At 70.1% G+C, this 21,856-nt stretch carries 13 protein-coding genes; 9 read left to right on the top strand and 4 right to left on the bottom strand.

Going from position 1 to position 21,856, the window contains the following annotated elements:
- Nucleotides 1-13: 13 nt before the first annotated feature.
- Nucleotides 14-241, bottom strand: coding sequence for a DUF1127 domain-containing protein (locus tag O7R11_RS05845; protein ID WP_337996561.1), 228 nt, complete (start codon nucleotides 239-241; stop codon nucleotides 14-16).
- Nucleotides 242-326: 85 nt separating this feature from the next.
- On the opposite strand from O7R11_RS05845, the gene O7R11_RS05840 reads away from it, so the two are divergent.
- Nucleotides 327-1,724, top strand: a complete 1,398-nt coding sequence (locus tag O7R11_RS05840; protein ID WP_337996560.1) for an aminotransferase-like domain-containing protein — start codon at nucleotides 327-329, stop codon at nucleotides 1,722-1,724.
- A 3-nt stretch (nucleotides 1,725-1,727) separates the two neighbouring features.
- Here O7R11_RS05840 and asnB read toward each other — a convergent pair whose 3' ends face one another.
- Nucleotides 1,728-3,644: an asparagine synthase (glutamine-hydrolyzing) gene (asnB, locus tag O7R11_RS05835; RefSeq protein WP_337996559.1), complete on the bottom strand. Its 1,917-nt coding sequence runs from the start codon at nucleotides 3,642-3,644 to the stop codon at nucleotides 1,728-1,730.
- A 155-nt stretch (nucleotides 3,645-3,799) separates the two neighbouring features.
- Here asnB and O7R11_RS05830 point away from each other — a divergent pair, with 155 nt between their 5' ends.
- The 7 genes from O7R11_RS05830 to O7R11_RS05800 all read left to right on the top strand — a co-directional run bounded on the left by O7R11_RS05830 (nucleotide 3,800) and on the right by O7R11_RS05800 (nucleotide 14,151).
- Entirely contained in the window at nucleotides 3,800-5,089 is a 1,290-nt protein-coding gene (locus tag O7R11_RS05830; protein ID WP_337996558.1) for a nucleotide sugar dehydrogenase, read from the top strand.
- Between the two features lie 237 nt (nucleotides 5,090-5,326).
- Entirely contained in the window at nucleotides 5,327-6,583 is a 1,257-nt protein-coding gene (locus O7R11_RS05825) for an RsmB/NOP family class I SAM-dependent RNA methyltransferase (RefSeq protein WP_337996557.1), read from the top strand.
- A gap of 174 nt (nucleotides 6,584-6,757) precedes the next feature.
- Nucleotides 6,758-9,136: a glycosyltransferase gene (locus O7R11_RS05820; protein ID WP_337996556.1), complete on the top strand. Its 2,379-nt coding sequence runs from the start codon at nucleotides 6,758-6,760 to the stop codon at nucleotides 9,134-9,136.
- Nucleotides 9,133-10,122, top strand: coding sequence for an MraY family glycosyltransferase (locus tag O7R11_RS05815; RefSeq protein ID WP_337996555.1), 990 nt, complete (start codon nucleotides 9,133-9,135; stop codon nucleotides 10,120-10,122). The genes O7R11_RS05820 and O7R11_RS05815 overlap by 4 nt, the downstream gene beginning before the upstream one ends.
- A gap of 84 nt (nucleotides 10,123-10,206) precedes the next feature.
- Nucleotides 10,207-12,111: a polysaccharide biosynthesis protein gene (locus O7R11_RS05810; protein WP_337996554.1), complete on the top strand. Its 1,905-nt coding sequence runs from the start codon at nucleotides 10,207-10,209 to the stop codon at nucleotides 12,109-12,111.
- 31 nt (nucleotides 12,112-12,142) lie between these two features.
- Nucleotides 12,143-13,729, top strand: a complete 1,587-nt coding sequence (gene purH, locus O7R11_RS05805) for a bifunctional phosphoribosylaminoimidazolecarboxamide formyltransferase/IMP cyclohydrolase (protein ID WP_337996553.1) — start codon at nucleotides 12,143-12,145, stop codon at nucleotides 13,727-13,729.
- Between the two features lie 71 nt (nucleotides 13,730-13,800).
- The gene (locus tag O7R11_RS05800) at nucleotides 13,801-14,151 is read left to right on the top strand and encodes a heavy metal-binding domain-containing protein (RefSeq protein ID WP_476445259.1); all 351 of its coding nucleotides are present in this window, start codon (nucleotides 13,801-13,803) and stop codon (nucleotides 14,149-14,151) included.
- A 172-nt stretch (nucleotides 14,152-14,323) separates the two neighbouring features.
- On the opposite strand, the gene O7R11_RS05795 is transcribed toward O7R11_RS05800, so the two are convergent.
- Both O7R11_RS05795 and O7R11_RS05790 read right to left on the bottom strand, forming a co-directional pair.
- Nucleotides 14,324-15,604, bottom strand: a complete 1,281-nt coding sequence (locus tag O7R11_RS05795) for an MFS transporter (RefSeq protein WP_337996552.1) — start codon at nucleotides 15,602-15,604, stop codon at nucleotides 14,324-14,326.
- 337 nt (nucleotides 15,605-15,941) lie between these two features.
- The gene (locus O7R11_RS05790) at nucleotides 15,942-20,816 is read right to left on the bottom strand and encodes an NAD-glutamate dehydrogenase (protein WP_337996551.1); all 4,875 of its coding nucleotides are present in this window, start codon (nucleotides 20,814-20,816) and stop codon (nucleotides 15,942-15,944) included.
- Nucleotides 20,817-20,924: 108 nt separating this feature from the next.
- On the opposite strand from O7R11_RS05790, the gene O7R11_RS05785 reads away from it, so the two are divergent.
- Nucleotides 20,925-21,626, top strand: a complete 702-nt coding sequence (locus O7R11_RS05785) for an ABC transporter ATP-binding protein (protein ID WP_337996550.1) — start codon at nucleotides 20,925-20,927, stop codon at nucleotides 21,624-21,626.
- Nucleotides 21,627-21,856: the final 230 nt, after the last annotated feature.

The following is a 21,856-nucleotide window of genomic DNA, read 5'->3' as shown; positions in this document are numbered from 1 at the left end:
CCGTATCGATACCTCAGACCTGCCAGAACGGCTTTGCCGCTTCCGCCGCCGCCTGCGCCCGGGTCATCCCCATGGCCGCCAGCATCCGGTCGGGCAACACCCGCAGCGAACGGCGGAAGGCGATGCGGTTGCACCACTCGGCGACCCGTTCGGCGATGGCGCGCGGTTCGCGCCGCGCCGCCGCGGCGGGCCGTCTGCCGGTGCGCAGTCCATATGTACCGAGACATTCTGTCTTGTTCATGACATTTCCTCCCGAAGGTGTCTCGATTGTCTACGGACAATAGATAAATTGACTCAATTCGGACGTCAATGTATTTATTGTCACCATGACAACGTGGACTCCCGATATCTCCTCCCGTTCCGGTCCCCGCTACATCGCCATCGCCGAAGCCATCGCCGAAGCCGTGACCACGGGCGAACTCGCCCCCGGCGACCGCCTGCCGACGCATCGCGACCTGGCGGACCGCCTGGGCGTCACCGTGGGCACCATCACCCGTGCCTATGCGGAGGCGATCCGCCGCGATCTGGTGAGCGGCGAGGTCGGGCGCGGCACCTTCGTCAAGCCGTCGCTGATGACCTTCACGCCGCTGTCCACGCGGCACGATTCGGAACCCGACGTCTTCGACTTCGCGGTCAACCTGCCCGCCGAGGGCATCGCCACCGAGCGCCTGCGCGACACCCTGCCGGTGCTCACCGCGCACCCCCACCTCGGCACCCTGCTCGGCTACCCCAGCGACACCGACCTCGACCGCGCCAAGCGCATCCTCGCCAGTTGGGCGGAGACCCAGGGCGCGCCCAACGCGCCGGACCGCCTGATCATCAACAACGGCGCGCAGAACGGCATGCTCGCCGCGCTCTTGACGCTGTGCCGCGCCGGCGACACCGTGCTCTGCGACGAGTTCACCTATCCGGGGATGAAAAACCTCGCCCGCCTGCTCGGCGTGCGCCTGCAGGGGCTCGCCATGGACGACCACGGCATGACCGCCGAGGCCCTGGAGCACGCCGTGCTCCACCATGCGCCGCGCGCCGTCTACATCGTCCCCAACTACCAGAACCCCACCGGCACGGTGTGGCCGCGCGACCGCCGCGAAACCCTCGCCCGGCTCGCCAACCGCCACGGCATCTGGATCATCGAGGACGACGTCTACGGCTTCCTCGCCGAGGATTTCGAGCGCCTGCCGCCCTTGGCCGCGCTCGCGCCGGAACGCACCATCTACCTCAACAGCGCCGCCAAATGCATGGCCCCGGGCCTGCGCGTCGGTTACATGATCGGCCCGGTGGAGCTTCTCCCCGCGCTCTCCGCCGGGGTGCGGCTGTCCACCATGACCCCCGCGCCGCTGACGCTGGAGGTCGCCACCCGCTGGATCGAGGACGGCACCGCGGTGGATTCCTGCCGCTGGCACCGCGCCGAGGCGCGCGCGCGGCGCAACCTCGCGCTCAAGGCGCTGGACGGCTTCGCGGTGGCGGGCGACACCGGCACCTACCACCTCTGGCTCACCCTGCCGGAGCCCTGGCGCTCCGACGAGTTCACCCGCGCCGCGCGCAACCGCGGCATCATCGTCTCCGCCGCCGACCACTTCGTCCTCGGCCGCCGCGCCGCGCCGCCCGCGGTGCGCCTGGGCCTCGGCGGCGGCAAGTCCCGCGCCAAGGTCGAGGACGGGCTCAACCGCCTCGCCGAGATGCTGCGCGGCGGGCCGATCGGCAGTTTCTCCAGCATTTTCTGAATCTTAGATTCCCCAGCGGCGAAGCCAGGCCTGCAGCATCAGGATGTGCCACAGGCGGTATTGCCGGTTGTGCAGCCCCGACTGGTGCTGGCTCCAGGTGCGGCGCACCGCCGCCGCATCGAGGAAGGGATTGTCCTTCAACGCCGCGGGGGAGAGCAACTCCTCCCCCCAGTCGCGCAGAGGGCCGCGCAACCATTGCCCCACCGGCACGCCGAAGCCGATCTTCGGGCGGTCGATCAGCGCGCGCGGCACATAGCGGTCGAGCACCCGGCGCAGGATGTGCTTGCCCACCCCGCCGCGGATCAGCAGGCCGGGCGGCAGGCTCCAGGCGAACGCCACCACCCGGTGGTCGAGCAGCGGCACCCGCGCCTCCAGGCTCACCGCCATGCTGGCGCGGTCCACCTTGGTGAGGATGTCGTCGGGCAGATACCCCAGCATGTCGCGGCAGCGCAGCCGCGCCACCAGGCCGGGCAGGCGCGCGGCAAGCCCGTCGTCGGGCTGGATGCCGCCGCCGCCCGGCACCGGCAGCGCGCCGTCCGGCCACTGCGCGGTGACGCGGCGGTACATCGCATCCACGCCGTCGAGGCCGAGCAGCGCCGCGCCCTTGTGGATCTTGTCGCCGAAATGGCTGGGCTTGCAGCGCGCGGGCACCGGCGCGAACAGGGCGTCCCACGCCTCCGGCGGCGGCAGGCGCAGCCCCGCCGCCATGGCGCGGCGCAGCGGCGCGGGAATCCAGCCGGTCTTCCGCCACAACGACGCGATGCCGAGATAGCGCGTATACCCCGCGAACACCTCGTCGCCGCCGTCGCCGGAAAGCGACACGGTGACGTGGCGGCGCGCCAGGCGCGACACCAGGAAGGTGGGAATCTGCGACGAATCGGCGAACGGCTCGTCGTACATCTCGGCGAGCAGGGGGATCACCTCCTGCGCCTCCTCGGGGGAGACCTCCATCTCGGTGTGCGCGGTGCCGAGGTGGGCGGCCACGGCGCGCGCATGCGGCGCCTCGTCGAACGCCTTTTCGGCGAAGCCGATGGAGAAGGTGCGCACCGGCTGCGCCGACTGCGCCTGCATCAGCGACACCACCAGGGAGGAATCGATGCCGCCGGACAGGAACGCCCCCAGCGGCACGTCCGCCACCATGCGCCCCGCCACCGCGTCGCGCAGCAGCAGGTCCAGCGCCTCGGTGATCTCCTCCTCCGTCCGCGCGTCCTGGGCGGCCTGTCCGGCCTCCGCCACCGCCGCGAGGTCCCACCAGCAGGCCAGGGCCTCGCCGCCCGCGTCCACGCTCAGCATGTGGCCGGGCGGCAGCTTCGCCACGCCGCGGTAGATCGACATCGCGCCGGGCACGCAGCCGCGCTGCAAAAACGGCCCGATCGCCGCCGGGTTCACCTCCGCCGAAAAACCGGGGCAGGCGCGCAAGGCCTTCAATTCCGAGCCGAAGAGGAACACCCCGCCCTGCCGCGCGTAATAGAGCGGCTTGATCCCCAAACGGTCGCGCACCAGAACCAGGCGGCGCTCGCGGCGGTCCCACAGGGCGAAGGCGAACATCCCGACGAAGCGCCGCACCGCCGCGTCCACGCCCCAGGCGGCGCAGGCTTCCAGCAGCACTTCGGTATCCGAATGGCCGCGCCAGGCGATGCCGGGCAGGTCGCGCGCCACCTCGGCGGCGTTGTAGATCTCGCCGTTGTAGACGATCGCCCAGCGGCCGTCGGCGCTCCGCATCGGCTGGTCGCCCGCAGGCGAAAGATCGACGATGGAGAGGCGGCGGTGCGCCAGCGCCACCCCGGCCTCCGCATCGGTCCACACCGCGCCCTTGTCCGGCCCGCGATGGGCGATGGCGTCGGCCATGCCGCGGCCCAGCGCGGCAAGCTCATCCGCCCGTCCGCCCGCGAAACTCCACAAACCCGCGATTCCACACACGATGCACCCGCGCCCGATGATCCCGTCAGCAGGCTCTGGTTTGCCAGGGAAACGCCGCGGCGTCAAACCCGCGGCCACGATCGTCCTTGTCGTGCGCAGTCGTGGCGGGTAGCATCCGGGCGTTTTATTCCTTCTCGCCAAATCTCGGGCATGACATGAGCACGCACGCACGCAAGATTTCCGTCGTCGGCCTCGGTTACGTCGGGCTGCCGCTGGCCGTCGCTTTCGGCCGTTCCGGGGGGCGCATCGTCGCCTTCGACATCAACCGGCGGCGCATCCGCGAACTCGCGGAAGGCCGCGACCGCACCGGCGAAGTGCCGGAAGCCGAACTGCGCGAGGCCGACCTCTTCTTCACCTCCGATCCCGCCGATCTCGCCCAGGCCGACTTCCACATCGTCACCGTGCCGACGCCGATCGACGAGGCGCGGCTGCCCGACCTCCGCCCCCTCATCGCCGCCTCGCGCACCGTCGGGCGCGTGCTCAAGACCGGCGACATCGTCGTCTACGAGAGCACGGTCTACCCCGGCGCGACGGAGGAGGACTGCGTGCCGGTGCTGGAGGCGGAAAGCGGCCTGAAATTCGGCCGCGACTTCACCGTCGGCTACAGCCCGGAACGGATCAATCCCGGCGACAAGGAACACCGATTCACCACCATCAGGAAGGTGGTCTCCGGCTCCGACGCGGCCACCCTGGAAACCGTCGCCGCGGTCTACGGCGCGGTGGTCACCGCGGGCATCCACCAGGCGCCGTCGCTCAAGGTGGCGGAAGCCGCCAAGGTGATCGAGAACACCCAGCGCGACATCAACATCGCCCTGATGAACGAACTGTCGCTGATCTTCGCCCGCCTCGGCATCGACACCCGCGACGTGCTGGCGGCGGCGGGGACGAAATGGAACTTCCTGCCGTTCTCGCCGGGCCTCGTCGGCGGCCACTGCATCGGCGTGGACCCCTACTACCTCACCCACCGCGCGGAACGCGCGGGCTACCACCCCGAGGTCATCCTCGCCGGACGCCGCATCAACGACGGCATGGGCCCCCACGTGGCGCGGGAGGTGGTGCGCCGCCTGCTCGCCCGCGGCGGCTGCGTCCGCCCGCTGGTCACCGTGCTCGGCCTCACCTTCAAGGAGGACGTGCCCGACATCCGCAACACCAAGGTGGTGGACATCGTGGCGGAACTCGCCGCCTTCGGCATCGCGGTGCAGATGCACGACCCGGTCGCCGACCCGGAGGAAGCCTTCGCCGAATACGGCGTCCGCCTGCTCCCCGCCGCTGAGCTGAAACCCGCCGACGCGGTGGTGCTCGCGGTGTCCCACGCCGCTTTCCGCAACGGCGGCTGGCCCGCCATCCTGCCCCTGCTCAAGGACGGCGCGGGCATCGTCGCCGACGTCAAGGGCGCGCTCGACCGCACCGCCCTGCCGCCCGGCATCGACCTCTGGCGGTTGTGACGGGAAAAAACCAGAACTTTGCGAGGGGACTCGGTCCCCTCGCGCACCCCATAACTTTTGGTTTTCGCGCGGAGCGCCATAGAGTCATCACGCGACGTGACGGTTGCCTGCCGCTACGCGGCGAAAAACAAGTTACGGGGTCGAGGGGCCTCCCGGCCCCTCGCGGGTCCGGGCAGGGCCCGGCCTGGTTTTCCCCGCTCTTCCCTTTCCCCCACTTTTGCCGTATGCCTTGCGGCCATGCCGCACCGTGCCGCCGCTTATGAAATTCTGAAGGCCGTTCTCGACCGCCGCCAGCCGATGGACGAGGCGTTTTCCCGCCTCACCCGCGAGTTGCCGGTGCGCGACCGCGCCTTCGCCCGCGCCCTCGTCGCCCTCGCCCTGCGCCGCAAGGGAGAGATCGACGCGGTGATCGATGCCTGCCTCGGCCGCCCGCTGCCGCCCTCGGCGCGCGGGGTACGTCATGTGCTCGCCATTGGACTGACCCAGGCGTTCTACATGGGCACCTCGCCGCACGCGGTCTCCTCCACCTCCGTCGCGCTGGCGCGCGACAAGGGCTTTTTCCGCCAGTCGGGCCTGGTCAACGCGGTGATCCGCCGGGTGCAGCGCGATCCTTCGGCCTTCGATTCGGTGCGGCGCAAGGCCGCCAACCTGCCCGACTGGCTGCTCGCCTCCTGGACTTCCGCCTACGGCGAGGAGACGGCGCGCCGCATCGCGGGCGCGCTGCTCGCCGAGCCGCCGCTCGACATCAGTCTGCGCAACCCCGCCGAGGCCGAAGACTGGGCCGCGCGCCTGGAGGCTACGGTTTTGCCCACCGGCAGCCTGCGCCTGCGCCCCGCAGGTCCGCTGGAGGAACTGCCCGGCTTCGCCGGGGGCGCATGGTGGGTGCAGGACGCCGCCGCCGCCCTGCCCGCCCGCCTGTTCGGCGACGTCGCGGGCAAGCGCGTGCTCGACCTTTGCGCCGCACCGGGCGGCAAGACCCTGCAACTCGCCGCCGCGGGCGCAAACGTCACCGCGCTCGACCGCTCGGCGGCGCGCCTCGACCGCCTGCGCGAGAACCTCGCGCGCACCGGGCTCGCCGCCGAGATCGTCGCCGCCGACGCCGCGGCGTGGACCCCGCCCGAGCCCTTCGACGCGGTGCTGATGGACGCGCCGTGCTCCGCCACCGGAACCCTGCGCCGCCACCCCGACGCCGCGTGGATCAAATCCCCCGCCGACGTCGCGAGCCTGGCGGAAACCCAGAAGCGCCTCCTCGCCGATGCCGCGCGTCTGGTCAAGCCGGGCGGAACCCTGGTCTATTGCGTCTGCTCGCTGCAGCCGGAGGAGGAGACCGCCGCGCCGCCGCCGGGCTTCGCGCCCGCGCCGATTAGCGCCGCGGAAATCGGCGGCTGGGACTTCGCGCTCCGCCCCGACGGCGCGCTGCGCACCCTGCCCTGCCACCTGCCCGATGCGGGCGGCCTCGACGGCTTCTTCGCCGCCCGCTTCCGCCGGGGATAACGCCTGCAAGCAGGCGGGGCTGCCGCCCCACCTCGGGAACGGCTACGATCCCCTTGCGGGTCCAGGGCAGGGCGCCCCCCGGCCTGGTTTTTCTCTCCTCCCGGGGCGCTGCTTGACGGCGGCGTGGCGGCACCGTAGCCTCGGCGCGTCGTGGCCGGTGCGGAGCTTGCCGTCTTGTCCCAGTCCGTTTCCCTGTCTTCGGAGTCGTGGCGTCATCGCCTGACCGCCGCTTTGATCGGTCTCGTGGTTCCCGCAGGCGCCTTCGGCGCCGCCCCGGTTCTGATCGTGGCCGCCGCCGCCCTGCTTGCCGGGCTCTCCGTGCCCGACCGCGCCCGGCATGCGCGGCGGTTGCTGCTCGCCGCGCTGTTTCATCCGCTGGGGCTTGCATGCGTGGTGATGCTGCTTGCCTGGGCGCCCAACCTGTTCGTCTCCCCGGACCGGCTGGAAAGCGCCGGAACCTGGCTGCGCGTCGCCGTGGTCCTGGGCGGCGGCGTCTATTTGTGGTCGATCCTCGACCGCGCCCCGCGCCTCGCCCGCATCGCCCGGGACTTCCTGCTGTTCGGCATCGCCGCGGCGCTCGCCCTGTCCCTGGCGGCCCTCGTCCTCGCGCCGGAAACCATCGCCGCCCTGCGCCGCACCGGCGCGGGAGACGGCCCGTGGATGCGCTACAAGGCGTTTTCCACCGCCCTCGTCTGCGTCGTGCCTTTCCTCGCCTGGGCGGGCTGGGCCCAGCCCGGCGCGCGCCGCATCGCCGCGTGCGCCGGGGCCGTGCTTTATGCCGTGTTCGCCGTCGCCACCGACAGCCGCGACGCCTTCGCCGGTCTGGCGGTGGCAGGTCTCGCCGCCCTCTTCCTGCCGGCGGCGCGGTCTCCCCGGGCGCGGCTGGCGATTCCCGTCCTTCTCGTCCTCGCCGCGGCGGCGGTGGCCGCGCTCGCGCTGCACCCGGGCGGACGCAACCCCGAAAACATCGGCGCGCTCGGCCTGCCGCTGTGGCTGGTGGAATACCAGCGCCAGCACATCTGGGCCTTCATTCTGGAGCGTCTGCCGGAACGGCCGTGGATCGGCATCGGGCTCAACGCCATCGCCCACATTCCCGGGGCCGACCACCTGATCCCCGGCGCGGGGCAGGCCTTCGTGCCGTCGCATCCGCACAACTGGATTCTGGAAATCCTCGCCGAGACGGGCGGCATCGGCTTCGCGCCCGCCTTCCTCGCCGTGGCCGGGCTGATCGTGCGCGACGCGCTGGCGGTGTTCCGCGGCGGCAGCCTGCGCCACGCGGCGCGCCTCGCCCTGTCGTGCGCCTTCTGGGGGACGGCGTGCTTCAACTTCTCGATCTGGGCGCCGTGGTGGGGGGTGACCTTCGTCTTCCTCTTCCTCATCCTGTCCGCCCGCCCGGCAATTCCCGCCGAGCCCGCGCCGCGCATGCTGTTTGCCGTGACCGAGGACTTCGCCTTCCTGTCGCACCGCCTGCCGATGGCGGGCGCGGCCAAGGCGGCGGGCTTCACCGTCGGCGTCGTCTGCGCGGTGAAGGACAAGCGCGCGCAGATCGAGGCGCTCGGCTACGCCGTCCACCCCTGGCCGGTGAACCGCGCCTCCACCAATCCCTTGCGCGAATACCTGGCCCTCAACGGCCTGCGCCGCTGTTACGAGGAGACCACGCCCGCCCTGGTGCACCATGTCGCGCTGAAGCCGGTGGTCTACGGCGCCATCGCGGCGCAGCTGGCGGGAATTCCGGTGGCGGTCAACGCGATGATCGGCCTGGGCTTTTTGTTCATCAGCGAGGGCCGCAAGGCCGGGCTGCTGCGGCGGGTGGTTCTGGCGGCGCTGCGCCTGGCGCTGGACCGCCCGGGCTCGCGCCTTCTGGTGCAGAACCCGGACGACGCGGCGATCTTCGCCAAGGCCGGGGTGATCGCGCCGGAGCGCATCGTCCTCATCCCCGGGTCGGGCGTGGACGCCGAACGCTTCCGCCCGCTGCCGGAACCGCCGGGCGAAACCATCGTCGTCTCCGTGGTCTCCCGCATGCTGTGGGACAAGGGCATCGGCGAGACGGTGGAGGCGGCGCGCATCCTGCGCGAGCGCGGCCTGCCGGTGCGGCTGCGCCTGGTCGGCGACGTGGACCCGGCCAACCCGCAGAGCATCCACCCCGCCACCCTGTGCCTGTGGAACGCCGACGGCCTGATCGAGTGGAAGGGTCCGCGCAAGGACATCGGACAGGTCTGGGCGGAAAGCCACATCGCGCTGCTGCCCTCCTACCGCGAGGGCATGCCCAAGGCGTTGCTGGAGGCGGCGGCCTGCGGCCGTCCGCTGATCGCCGCCGATGCGCCGGGCTGCCGCAGCCTGGTGGCCGACGGGGAGAACGGCCTGCTGGTGCCGGTGAAGGATTCCGCCGCCATCGCCGAGGCGATCGCCCGCCTCGCCGCCGACCCGGCGCTGCGCCGCCGCATGGGCGCGGAGGCGCGCCGCCGCATCGAGGAAACCTATGCCGACCCGATCGTCGCGGCGCAGGTGGAGGCGCTCTACCGCTCGCTCGCCGCGGCGGAGACCGGGGCATGACGCCGGGCCTTCTCTTCGGCGGCTTCTGCCTCGCCGGGGCGGCGGCCACCGGCCTGGCGCTGCGCTGGTTGCGGGCGCGGCGGATTCTCGACATGCCCAACGCGCGCAGCAGCCACGCCGTCCCCACGCCGCGCGGCGGCGGCCTGGCGGTGACGCCTTTGGTCCTCGGCGGCCTGGCGGTCTGGTTTTCCAGCCACGGCGGCTCCGCCGCCGACTGGGCGATGCTGGCGGGCGCGCTGCTGCTCGCCGCGGTTTCCTGGATCGACGACCGCCGCACCCTGACGCCGCTGCCGCGCTTCGCCGCGCAGATCGTTGCCGCCGCCGCCGTCCTCGCCCTGATGCCGAAAAGCGCGATCCTCGGCGGGCTTCTCCCGTCGTGGGCGGAAAAGCTTGTCCTCGGCCTCGCCTGGGTGTGGTTCGTCAACCTGTTCAACTTCATGGACGGCATCGACGGCATCACCGGGGTGGAGACCATCGCCATCGCGCTCGGCCTGTTCGTCGCCGCACCGGGGGTTCTGGCGGGCGGGCCTCTCGCCATCGTCGCCGGGACGACGCTCGGCTTCCTGGTCTGGAACTGGCACCCCGCGAAGATCTTCATGGGCGACGTCGGCAGCATTCCGCTCGGCTTCGTCCTCGGCTACCTGCTGCTCAGCATGACCGCGCTGCACCCCGCGGGCTGGGCGGTGGCGCTGATCCTGCCCGCCGTCTACTGGGCGGACGCCACGGTCACGCTCGCGCGCCGGGCATTCGCCGGAAAGCCGGTGTGGCGGGCGCACCGCGAACACTTCTACCAGCGGGCGACGCAGGGCGGCTGGTCGCACGCGCGGGTAAGCGCGCTCATCGCCTTTGCCGATATCGTCCTCATCGCGCTCGCGCGTGCCGCCGCGCGTACCGGCCCGTGGCTCGCCCTGGCCGCGGCGGCGGTCGCCACCGCGTTGATTCTGGCCCTCTTCCAGTCGAAATACCGCAACCGCGACGCGGCGTGAGTCCGGTTTCGGCTTTTGCTTCCGATGCACGGGCAAAGGGTGTACCTTCTCGCCCGCATTTCAGCGGCAACCGAAGAAGTCTTCATGCGTCTGTCCCGCAAGCATATCGTCTTCGTCCATGACCTGGTCATGGCGGCGCTGGCCCTGCCGGTGGCGCTTTATCTGCGGCTCGACTTCGCGGTTTTCGACCGTTTCGCCCCGCACGACCTTCTCTTCATGGCGGGCGTCTTCACCGCGATCGCGGCGGTCGCCTTCCGCACCCAGAAGATGTACGCCGGCATCTGGCGCTACGCCTCGGTCAACGACCTCCTGGCGATCGTGCGCGGCGTCACCCTGCTCATCGCCGCCTTCACCCTCGGCCTGTTCCTCTACAACCGCCTCGAAGGCTTCCCCCGTTCCACGCCGTTCATCGCCTGGGGCGTGCTGATGGTGCTGCTCGGCGGACCGCGCTTCGCCTACCGCATGCTGAAGGACCGGCGCATCACCCTGCACGCCGACGCGGCGCAGAACGCCCGCGTGCCGGTGCTGCTGATCGGCGCGGGAGACGCCGCCGACCTGTTCATCCGCGCCATGGAAACCAACCCGCAGGCCAACTACCGCGTCGTCGCCATCCTCGGCGAAACCTCGGCGCGGGTGGGGCGGCGCATCCGCGGCGTCGAGGTGATGGGCACCCTCGACGACCTCGCGCCGGTGGTGGAAACCCTGACCGCCAAGGGGCGGCGGCCGCAGCGGGTGATTCTCACCAAGGACACCTTCGACGGCGAGGTGGTCGCCCGCATGGCGGAGGAAACCCAGGCGCTCGGCCTCGGCCTGTCGCGCCTGCCGCGCCTCGACGACCTGCGCACCGCGCTCGCCGATCAGGCCTTCGACCTCAAGCCGGTGGCGATCGAGGACCTGCTGCAGCGTCCGCAAACCGTGCTCGACCGCGACCGCATGGCCGCCTTCATCCGCGGCCGCCGCGTTCTCGTCACCGGCGCGGGCGGCTCCATCGGCAGCGAGCTGGTGCGCCAGGTGGCGGGCTTCGGCCCCGCCGAGATGACCCTGGTGGAAGCCTCGGAATTCGCCCTCTACACCATCGACATGGAGCTTTTCCGCACCCGGCCGGAGATGCCGCGCGCCGCGCTGATCGGCGACGTGCGCGACCGCGCCCGCCTGGATGCGATCTTCACCGAGCGCCGCCCCGAGCTGGTGTTCCACGCCGCGGCGCTGAAGCACGTGCCTCTGGTGGAGGCCAACCCGCTGGAAGGCCTGATCACCAACGCGGCGGGCTCGCGCAACGTCGCGGAGGCCTGCGTCGCGCATGGCGTTTCCACCATGGTGATGGTCTCCACCGACAAGGCGGTCAACCCCACCAACGTGATGGGCGCAAGCAAGCGCATGGCGGAATGCCTCTGCCAGGCGATGGACCTGGCACCGGAAACCCGCGGCACCCGCTTCGTCACCGTGCGCTTCGGCAACGTGCTCGGCTCCACCGGCTCGGTGGTGCCGCTGTTCGAGAAGCAGTTGCGCGAGGGCGGGCCGATCACCGTCACCCACCCGGAGATGCGGCGCTATTTCATGACCATCCGCGAAGCGGTGGAACTGGTCATCGAGGCGGGCGCCATGGGCGCCGCGCCGGATGCCGCAGCCGGGCACGAGGGCAAGATCTACGTCCTCGAAATGGGCCAGCCGGTGAAGATCGTCGATCTCGCGCGGCAGATGATCCGCCTTGCGGGCTTGCGCCCCGAGGTGGACGTGCCCATCGTCTACACCGGGCTGCGCCCCGGCGAAAAACTCTTCGAGGAAATCTTCCACGGCGAGGAGCAGCTGCTGCCCACCGCGACCAAGGGCGTTCTGCTCGCCGCGCCGCGCCCGGTGGAGCTGGCGGACATCCGCGCCCTCCTCGACAAAATGGAGGCCGCCTGCCGCGCCGGCGACCTCGATGCCGCGCTGGCCGTGATGCGCCGCGTGGTGCCGGAATACCAAGGGTCCGAAACCGGACCGCACTGACACCCGAGACTTTCGATAAAGAGGACGGCCAATGGCTGAGACGTTGAACCCGCGGATTGCCCGCGCCCTGATTTCGGTTTCCGACAAGACCGGCCTGGTGGACCTGGCCCGCGCCCTGCACGATGCGGGCGTGGTCCTGCTCTCCACCGGCGGCTCCGCCGCGGCGATCCGCGATGCGGGCATCCCGGTGACGGAAGTGGCGGATCACACCGGTTTCCCCGAGATGCTGGACGGCCGGGTGAAGACCCTGCACCCGAAGATCCACGGCGGCATCCTCGGCATCCGCGGCAACGCGGCGCACGAGGCGGCGATGGCCGACCACGGCATTCCGCCGATCGACCTGGTGGTGGTCAACCTCTACCCGTTCGAGGCCACCGTGGCCAAGGGCGCGGACTTCGAAACCTGCGTCGAGAACATCGACATCGGCGGCCCCTCGATGATCCGCGCCGCGGCGAAGAACCACGCCGCCGTCACCGTGATCGTCGATCCCGCGGACTATACGCCGCTGCTCGCCGAAATCGCCGCCAACGGCGGCGCCACCGCCGCCGCCTTCCGCCGTGCCATGGCGGGGAAGGCCTTCGCCCGCACCGGCGCCTACGATGCGGCGATCTCCACCTGGTTCTCGCGGCAGGAAGGCAAGACCTTCCCCGAGCGCCTGTTCCTCACCGGCACACTGGCGCAGGAACTGCGCTACGGCGAGAACCCGCACCAGCAGGCGGCGTTCTACACCGACGGCGCGGCGCGCCCCGGCGTCGCCACCGCGCGCCAGGTGCAGGGCAAGGAGCTCTCCTACAACAACCTCAACGACACCGATGCCGCGTTCGAGCTGGTCGCCGAGTTCGAGGCTCCGGCGGTGGCGATCATCAAGCACGCCAATCCCTGCGGCGTCGCCACCGGCAAGGACCTCTCCGCCGCTTATGCCGAGGCGCTGAAATGCGACCCGGTCAGCGCCTTCGGCGGCATCGTCGCAGTCAACCGCACGCTCACCACGGCGCTTGCCGAAGAGGTCGCGAAGATCTTCACCGAGGTGGTGATCGCCCCCGAGGCGGAGGACGGCGCGCTCGCCATCTTCGCCGCGAAGAAGAACCTGCGCCTCTTGCTCACCGGCGGCATGCCGGATGCCGCGGCCCCCGGCTGGTTCGCCAAAACGCTCTCCGGCGGCATCCTCATGCAGTCGCGCGACAACGGCCGCATCGCCGCCGCCGACGTGAAAGTGGTGACCAAGCGTGCGCCGACGGAGCAGGAGCTGCGCGACCTCCTCTTCGCCTTCACCGTCGCCAAGCACGTCAAGTCCAACGCCATCGTCTATGCCAAGGACGGCGCAACCGTCGGCATCGGCGCGGGACAGATGAGCCGCGTCGATTCCTCGCGCATCGCCGCGCACAAGGCGGGCGACGCCGCGGACATCGCCAAGCTTCCCGCCTCCCTCGCCAAGGGCAGCGTCGTCGCCTCCGACGCCTTCTTCCCCTTCGCCGACGGCCTCCTCGCCGCGGCGGAAGCCGGGGCCACGGCGGTGATCCAGCCCGGCGGCTCGATCCGCGACGCCGAGGTGATCGCCGCCGCCGACGACGCGAACCTTGCCATGGTGTTCACCGGAATGCGACACTTCCGCCATTGACCGTCCGCTTCCGGACGGATGGATTTCCAAGGCGTTTCACGGCCAACGGATTTTTTCGGAGACATCGGCAAATGGCAAAACCCAACCCCAGCGACGCGATCATGGTCACCACCACCGACGGCATTCAGGACCACAAGGTCGCCCTCTACCTCGGCATCGTTTCCGGCGAGGCGATCATGGGCACCAACCTGTTCAAGGATTTCTTCGCCTCGATCCGCGACGTCGTCGGCGGCCGCGCCGGAGCCTACGAAAAATCCCTGCGCGAGGCCAAGGTCCTGGCGATCGCCCAGATGAAGGAAGAAGCCTACAATCTGGGCGCGCACGCCGTGGTCGGCGTGGACCTCGACTACGAGGTGATCGGCGGCGACGACAAGACCATGCTCATGGTCTCCGCCAACGGCACCGCCGTGAAACTGGGGTAAGGCCAAAACTTCCCGGAGGGACTCGGCCCCTCCGGACCCCCCATAACTTCTTATTTTCGTGCGCAGCGCCATAGGCCCGTGCGGTCGCCACGGGAGGTGTCGCTTGCCGTTGCGCGGCAAAAAAAGTTATGGGGTGCGCGAGGGGTCCAAGACCCCTCGCAAAGTTTTTGTATTACCCCCGCCGCGTTCCCGGCACGGCGGCGAGCAGCAGGCCGCCCGCGGCGAGGAAGGCGAGGATGGTGGCCATTCCGGCGCGTTGGGAAGCGAACGCCGCGGTAGCGGTGGCGAGCGCCGCGGGGCCGAGGAAGGCGGTGACCTTGCCGGAGAGGGCATAGAGGCCGAAACAGGCGGCGACCGCCTCAGGCGGGGCGATGCGGGCCATGAAGGTGCGGCTGGCCGCCTGGGCGGGGCCGACGAACACCCCCAGCGCCAGCCCCAGCCCCCAGAACAGGCGGACATCCGAGGTCACGACGAGGACCGCGCCGATGCCGGTCATCGCGGCGAGCGAGATCAGCACCACCCGCTTCGGCCCCATCCGGTCGTCGAGCCAGCCGAAGGCGGCTGCGCCCAGCCCGGCGGTGACGTTGAGGCCGATGCCGAAGGCGATGACCTCGGCGAGCGACAGGCCGAAGGTGCCCGCGGCATAGACCCCGCCGAAGGCGAAGAGGGTGTTGAGCCCGTCGGTATAGAGCATGCGGGCGAGCAGGAAGCGCCCGATGCGCGCATCCTTCGGCCAGGCGCGGATGGTCGCGCGCAGCCCCCGGAACGCGCCCCCGGCGGCGGCGGCAAGGCCGCCCGCCGCGCCGGTGGCCGGGTCCTTCACCCACACCAACAGCGGCAGGGAAAAGACCGCCATCCAGATGGCGACGAAGGGCGCGGCGGCGCGCACCGGCTCCGCCACCGCGGGGTCGAGGCCGAAGGGCGGCGGCGACGCCCTGACCAGACCGAACAGAACGGCGACGAGGCAGGTAAGCCCGCCCGCATAGCCCACCCCCCAGGCCCAGCCGGAGATGCGGCCGATGCGGGAAGGCGCAGCCAAATCCGGCAGCAGCGCATTGTAGAAGACCGTTGCGATTTCGAAACAGACTGTCGCGGCGGCCACCAGGGTCAGGCACGGCAGCACCGAGGCAGGCTCCGGCGCAATCCACCACAAGGCGGCGGTGAAGACGCACGTCGCAGCGGTGAACGCGCCGACCCACAGCGTGCGGCGGCCCATGCGGTCTGCCATCGCGCCGAGCACCGGGCTCGCCACGGCGATCGCCACCCCGGCGGCGGACATCGCCCAGCCCCACAGCGCCGTGCCGGACTCCGGCGTTTCGGCCACCGCCTTGGTGAAATAGGTGGAAAACACGAAGGTCAGCACCACGGTGGGAAAGGCGGAGTTGGCCCAGTCGTACAGGCACCACCCCCATACCGCCCGGCTCCCGCCCGAAGCACCCGTCTGCCCTGCCATGTGCCCTGCCCCGCGGTGAACCCCAGCCTCGTCCGTCCGGTTCTATCACACCGCCCGGGAAACAAAAACGCTGCGAGGGGACATCTCCGCCTTGGGAACGCCCTCTGGGCGTTCCCACCGCCTCCGGCGGTCGGCTCCAATCCCCTCGCGCACCCCATAACTTTGGTTTTTGCGCGTAGCGCCATAAGCAACACGGGCGTTGAATGCCGCTACGCGGCGAAAAACCAAAGTCATGGGGTCCGGGGATCGAATCCCCGGCGGGGTCCAGGGGCAGAGCCCCTGGCCTGGTTTTAGGAAAGCGCGGAGGGACCGAGTCCCTCCGCGCGAAGTTCTGGTTTTACGCCCGCGCCATGGTGCGGGTTTGGCGGGCCGCGACGGTGAGCATGGCGAGGTCCGGGGCCTGCGGGCTTTCGCGGTATTCGGCGAGCAGGCGGTCGAGCTGCTGCACCGCGTAGGCGTTGGCCTCGGTCCAGGCGGCGAGCGCCTCATCGACGGATTTCGGCTTCTCTCCGCCGGGGATGAGGGCGAGCACGCCTTCGGCGACGTCGCGTTGCTGTTCGGCGAAGTCCTCGATCAGCGCGCCGATGGCGAGCTTCTGCCAGTGGGAGCGCACCGGCAGGCGGGCCGCCGCATCGCGCGCCCAGCGGAAGCCGAAACGTTCGCCGACGGCGTGATAGACGCGCGCCGCCTGCGGGATTTCCACCTGGCGGGTTTCGGCGAGTCCGACGATGTCGGGCACCGCGACGAGGCTGCCGAGCACCGCGATGTGGCGGGCGAGGTCTTCCGGCACGCCCGCGGCCACCCATTCCGCGGCCTGCGCCGCGGCCGCGCCTTCCGCCGCCTCGCCGTGGGCGTCGTTGACGGTAAGAAGCGCATCGACACCGTTACGCAAGCGGATGGAAAGGCCGCCGATGTCGATTTCCACCCCGGCATGGTGGAGAATCCACGCCACCACGGCGCGCGCCGCCTTGTTCACCGCGATCAGCAGGTCGAGTTGCACGCCCGCGGGGATGCGGTTGTCCTGGGCCTCGATCTCCGCCCAGAGGTCGTTGAGGTGGTAGGCCTCGCGCGCGACCAGGAAGGCGCGGGCGATATCCGCCGGGCCGCGGCCGGTTTCCTCGATCATTTCGGTAAGCAGGGTGCCGCCGACGCGGTTGACCAGGGCGTTGCCGACCACGGTGGCGACGATCTCGCGCCGCAGGCGGTGGGTTTCGATCGCCGCGGCGAAGCCCTCGCGCAGCGGCGTGGGGAAGTAGCCGAGGAGCTCGTCCTTGAGCATCGGCGCGTCCGGCAGGCCGCTGTCGATGATCTCGTCGAACAGCCAGAGCTTGCAGTAGGGCATCACCACCGCGGATTCGCTGCGCGTCAGAATGCCACGCTTGGCGATACGGTCGGCGATCTCCTCTTCGTTGGGAAGGAACTCGATGGCGCGGTCGAGCCGCCCCAGGCGTTCCAGGTGACGGATCAGGCGGGCCTGTTCGTCCAGGCGTTCCGGCCCGCACGCCTCCATCATCGAAAGCGCCTGGCCCTGCAGATAGTTGTCGCGCAGCACCAGGGTGCCGACCTCGTCGGTCATCGACGCGAGGAGCACGTTCCTCTGCTTCATCGTCATGTCGCCGCGGGCGACGATGTCGTTGAGCAGGATCTTGATGTTGACCTCGTGGTCGGAGCAATCGACGCCCGCGGAGTTGTCGATGGCGTCGGTGTTGATGCGCCCGCCCCTCAGCGCGAACTCGATGCGGGAGCGCTGCGTCACGCCGAGGTTGGCGCCCTCGCCCACCACCTTGGCGCGGACCTCCTTCGCGGTGATGCGCACCGCGTCGTTGGCGCGGTCGCCCACCTCGGCGTCGGTTTCGTCGCTGGCGCGCAGGTAGGTGCCGATGCCGCCGAAGAACAAGAGATCCACCTCGGCGGCGAGGATGGCGCGGATCAGTTCGTTGGGCGGCAGCGTCGCCTCCGTCAGGCCGAGTCGCGCCTGCACCTCGGGCGAGACGGTGACCGACTTGGACTGGCGGCTGAACACCGCGCCGCCCTTGGAGAGCAGCTTCGGGTTATAGTCCGCCCAGGTGAGGCGCGGCGTATCGAACAGGCGCTTGCGCTCCGCGAAGGAGGCCGCCGGGTCCGGATCCGGATCGACGAACACGTGCATGTGGTTGAACGCGCCGATGAGGCGGATGGTCTCCGATTGCAGCATGCCGTTGCCGAACACGTCGCCCGCCATGTCGCCCACCGCCGCCACGTCGAAGGGCTCGGACTGGATGTCGCGGCCGAGTTCGCGGAAGTGGCGCTTCACGCACTCCCACGCGCCGCGCGCGGTGATGCCCATGACCTTGTGGTCATAGCCCTGCGATCCGCCGGAGGCGAAGGCGTCGGAAAGCCAGAAGCCCGCCGCCCCGGACTCCGCATTGGCGATGTCGGAGAAGGTGGCGGTGCCCTTGTCCGCGGCGACCACGAGGTAGGGGTCGTCGCCGTCGTGGCGCACCACGTCCCTGGGCGGCACCACCTTGCCGCCCGCCAAATTGTCGGTCAGGCCGAGCAGCGCCCGCATGAACAGCTTGTAGCACTCCACGCCTTCCTTCTGGAACGCCTCGCGCCCGCCTTCCGCCGGGGGCCGCTTGACCAGGAAGCCGCCCTTGGCGCCCACCGGCACGATCACCGCGTTCTTCACCATCTGCGCCTTGATCAGGCCGAGGATTTCGGTGCGGTAGTCCTCCGGCCGGTCGGACCAGCGGATGCCGCCGCGCGCCACCGGCCCGCCGCGCAGGTGCACCGCTTCGAGGCGCGGCGAATAGACGAACACCTCCACCCAGGGCCTGGGCTTCGGCAGGTCGATGACCTCGCGGCTCGCCAGCTTGAAGGCCAGCGTGGGCTTCGCCGAACCGTCCGCCTCGGTCTGGTAGTAGTTGGTGCGGATGGTGGCGTGCACCAGGTTGAGGAAACGCCGGAGAATGCGGTCGTGGTCGGCGTTCTCGATGGCGTCCAGCTCCTGGGCGATCGCCGCCTCCAGGCGGGTGCTTTCCGCCTCGCGGGTTTCCGCGTTGTGGAAGGGATCGTTACGGATGTGGAAGAGATCGATGATGTGCCGCGTCACCGCTGCGTTTTCGAGGAGCGCATCGGCCATGTAGGCCTGCGAGAAGGAGAACCGCACCTGCCGCAGATAGCGCCCGTAGGCGCGCAGCACCGTGACCTCGCGCGCCGTCAACCCGGCGCCGATGACCAGACGGTTGTAGGCGTCGCTTTCCATCTCGCCGTTCCAGACGCGGGAAAGCGCCTCCTGGAAGGGGCGGCGCACCGCGGCGATGTCCACGCCGCCGCCATGCGCGGCGCGCATGCCGAAGTCGTGAACCCACACGTTGGCGCCGCCTTCCTCCGCCGCGCCGCCGCCGACCTTGATCGCATGGGGAATCTCCTCCATCACCTTGAGGCCCATGTTCTCGAGCATCGGCAGGATGTCGCACAGCGGCACCGCGCGTCCGCCGCGGTAGATCTTCAGGCGGACTTCCGTTTCCGGGGCTTCGAGCGGCCGGTAGAGGTTCATCCCCAGCACACCGGAGGCGAGAATTTCCTCCACCCGTTCGATGTCGTAGACCGCGGCCTCGGCATCGAAGTGCTCGGTATAGTTGGTGGGGAAGGCGCGGCCATAGCGGCGGTGCAGGTTGGCCGCCCGCTCCTCGCCGAGGCCGCGCACCAGGGCGTCGCGCAGCCGGTCGTCCCAGGCGCGCGCCACGGCGGCGATGCGCGCCTCCACCTCGCGGGCGTCGAACACCGGCACCGCGCCGGGCCGGGTGCGCACGATGACATGCAGGCGCGCGAGCGGCGCATCGGCGATCTGGGTGTAGTAGGAAAGGATGGTGCCGTCGAACGCCTTGGCCAGGATATCCTGGATCGCATGCCTCAGTGCGGTATCGAAACGATCACGCGGCACGTACACCAGGCACGAGATGAAGCGCTCGAAATCGTCCGGACGGACGAACAGCGCGGCGCGGCGGCGCTCATGCAGTTGCAGAATCCCCACCGCGACGCGGCCGAGATGCGCCTCGGAGGACTGGAACAGTTCGTCGCGCGGCAGGTTTTCCAGAATCGACAGCAGCTTCTTGCCGTCGTGGCCCTTGCGCTTGTAGCCCGCCGCGGCGATCACCCGGGTGATCTTGCCGTGCAGCATCGGCACCGCGAGCGGCGAGTTGGTGTAGACGTCGGCGGTGAACAGGCCGACGAACAGCCACACCCCGATGACGTGGCCTTCCGCGTTGCGGCGCTTCACCACGATGGCGTCCATCGCCACCGGGCGGTGCACGGTGGCGCGGCGGTTGCTCTTGGTCACCAGGACCGAAGGCCCCTCGTCGCCGAAGATGCGGGTCTCCACCTGGCCCGCCGCGTTGGTCTGCAATTCGTCGAAGACGCGGCGCTCCGGGTCGCGCAGCACGCCGAGACCGGAGTCCGGGTCGAGCTTCAGGGTTTGCGCGCCGCCCTTGCCCACGGCGTGATAGACCCGTGCGCCGAGCATGGTGAAGTGGTGCTGGCGCAGCCATTCCAGGAAGGCGCGGCATTCCAGCGGGTCGTCGCCGCCCTCGGGGAAGCCCTCGGTGAGCGCCTCGTCGATGCGGCCGCGCATCGCCTCCCAGTCCTCCACCGCGGCGCGCACGTCGGACAGCGTCGCCGAAAGCTCCTTGGCGATGCGTTCCAGCATCGCGGCGTCGCTCTGCCGCGTCACCTCCAGATGCATCACCGATTCGGCCTGCCCCTGGCCGCCGTCGCCGGCGTCCGCCGGCAACAGCGCGGCGAGCGCGCCCTTGGCGTCGCGCTCCACCGCCACCACCGGGTGGATCAGCACCAGAGTCTCCAGCCCCAGGTCGTTCAGCGTGCCGGTCACCGAATCCACCAGGAACGGCATGTCGTCGTTCACCACCTCGACCACGGTGTGCTCGCACGACCAGCCGTTCTCCGCATGCGACGGGTTGAACACCCGCAGCAGCAGCTCGCCGGGGCGGCGCTTCTGCGCCAGGCCCCAGGCCGACCGCCCCGAGCCGTAGAGGTATTCCAACGGCTTGCCGAGCACGTCGTCCGGCGGCACGGTGCGGTAGAACTGGCCGATGAACTCGGCCACCGCATCGATTTCCTGGGGGGGGGTATGTGCCGCTTGCATTTTGTGCCGCGCATGCGCGACGATCTCGGCCACCATGGTCTCGCAACCGACCGATAGGACAGGACCCATTTTTCGTATCCTTAGCTTTTTTAAAGCGTTGTTCCTCGCCGTTATAGGCTAGGCATTATTTGCGGCTTTGCAATGCGTTAAGTGCTTTTTTCAGGAAAGGAACAAGCCGTGCTGGAAATCGCCGGACTGTGCGCGGGATACGGCGCGGTGCAGGTGCTGTTCGGCCTCTCGCTCGCCGTCGGCGGCGGCGAGGCGGTGGCCCTGATCGGCCGCAACGGCGCGGGAAAATCCACCACTCTCAAGTCGGCGATGGGACTTACCGACATCACCGCCGGAGAAATTCGTTTCGAAGGCGAAAATATCACCGGATGCCCCCCCCACGCCGCGGCGCGCGCCGGGCTCGGCTGGGTGCCGGAAGACCGCCGGGTGTTCGCCCGCCTCACCGTGTGGGAAAACCTCGACGTCGGCCGCCGCGCCCCCCGCCCCGGCGCCCCGGCCTGGGACGAAGACCGCGTGCTCGCCGTCTTCCCCCACCTCAAGACGCTCCTGAAGCGCGACGCCGGACTGCTCTCCGGCGGCGAACAGCAGATGCTCACCGTCGCCCGCACCCTGATGGGCCAGCCGCGCATGCTGCTGCTCGACGAACCCTCCGAAGGCATCGCCCCCAAGGCGGTGGAGGACCTCGCCGCCGCGCTTGCCGAAATCAAGGCCACCGGCGTCGGCATCCTCCTCTCCGAACAGAACCGCGGCTTCGCCGCCGCACTCGCCGACCGCGCCGTGCTGCTGGACCGCGGGCGCGTCATCGGCGAAGGCCGCCTCGCCGACCTGATCGCCGAAGGCGCCCAACTCGCCGCCTGCCTCGGGGTGTAACACCAGGCCAGGCGCTGCCCGGACCCGCAAAGGGCCGGAAGGCCCTTTGATCCCATATGTTTTTTCTTTTGCGCGTAGCGCCATAGAGCCATCGCGCGGCGTGACGGTTGATGGCCGCTTTGCGGCGAAAAACAAGTATGGGGTCAAGGGGACTGTTCAGACCGGGGAGATATCTGACAGGTGTTCGGAGAGATACCTGACAGTTTCCGGTTGTTGGGATGATTGCCGCA

Origin of the sequence: Oleispirillum naphthae, assembly GCA_027864655.1 — a bacterium.
In the GTDB taxonomy this organism is placed as follows: Bacteria; Pseudomonadota; Alphaproteobacteria; order Rhodospirillales; family Rhodospirillaceae; genus Oleispirillum; species Oleispirillum naphthae.
The sequence above is the reverse complement of the archived record's forward strand: the minus strand, read 5'-3'. Positions and strand labels throughout refer to the sequence as shown.

Bases quoted from the DNA above. Each gene is read 5' to 3' on its own strand.
- O7R11_RS05845 (WP_337996561.1), bottom strand. From the start codon at position 241: ATGAACAAGACAGAATGTCTCGGTACATATGGACTGCGCACCGGCAGA.
- O7R11_RS05840 (WP_337996560.1), top strand. From the start codon at position 327: ATGACAACGTGGACTCCCGATATCTCCTCCCGTTCCGGTCCCCGCTAC.
- O7R11_RS05830 (WP_337996558.1), top strand. From the start codon at position 3,800: ATGAGCACGCACGCACGCAAGATTTCCGTCGTCGGCCTCGGTTACGTC.
- O7R11_RS05825 (WP_337996557.1), top strand. From the start codon at position 5,327: ATGCCGCACCGTGCCGCCGCTTATGAAATTCTGAAGGCCGTTCTCGAC.
- O7R11_RS05815 (WP_337996555.1), top strand. From the start codon at position 9,133: ATGACGCCGGGCCTTCTCTTCGGCGGCTTCTGCCTCGCCGGGGCGGCG.
- O7R11_RS05810 (WP_337996554.1), top strand. From the start codon at position 10,207: ATGCGTCTGTCCCGCAAGCATATCGTCTTCGTCCATGACCTGGTCATG.
- purH (WP_337996553.1), top strand. From the start codon at position 12,143: ATGGCTGAGACGTTGAACCCGCGGATTGCCCGCGCCCTGATTTCGGTT.
- O7R11_RS05800 (WP_476445259.1), top strand. From the start codon at position 13,801: ATGGCAAAACCCAACCCCAGCGACGCGATCATGGTCACCACCACCGAC.
- O7R11_RS05795 (WP_337996552.1), bottom strand. From the start codon at position 15,604: ATGGCAGGGCAGACGGGTGCTTCGGGCGGGAGCCGGGCGGTATGGGGG.
- O7R11_RS05790 (WP_337996551.1), bottom strand. From the start codon at position 20,816: ATGGGTCCTGTCCTATCGGTCGGTTGCGAGACCATGGTGGCCGAGATC.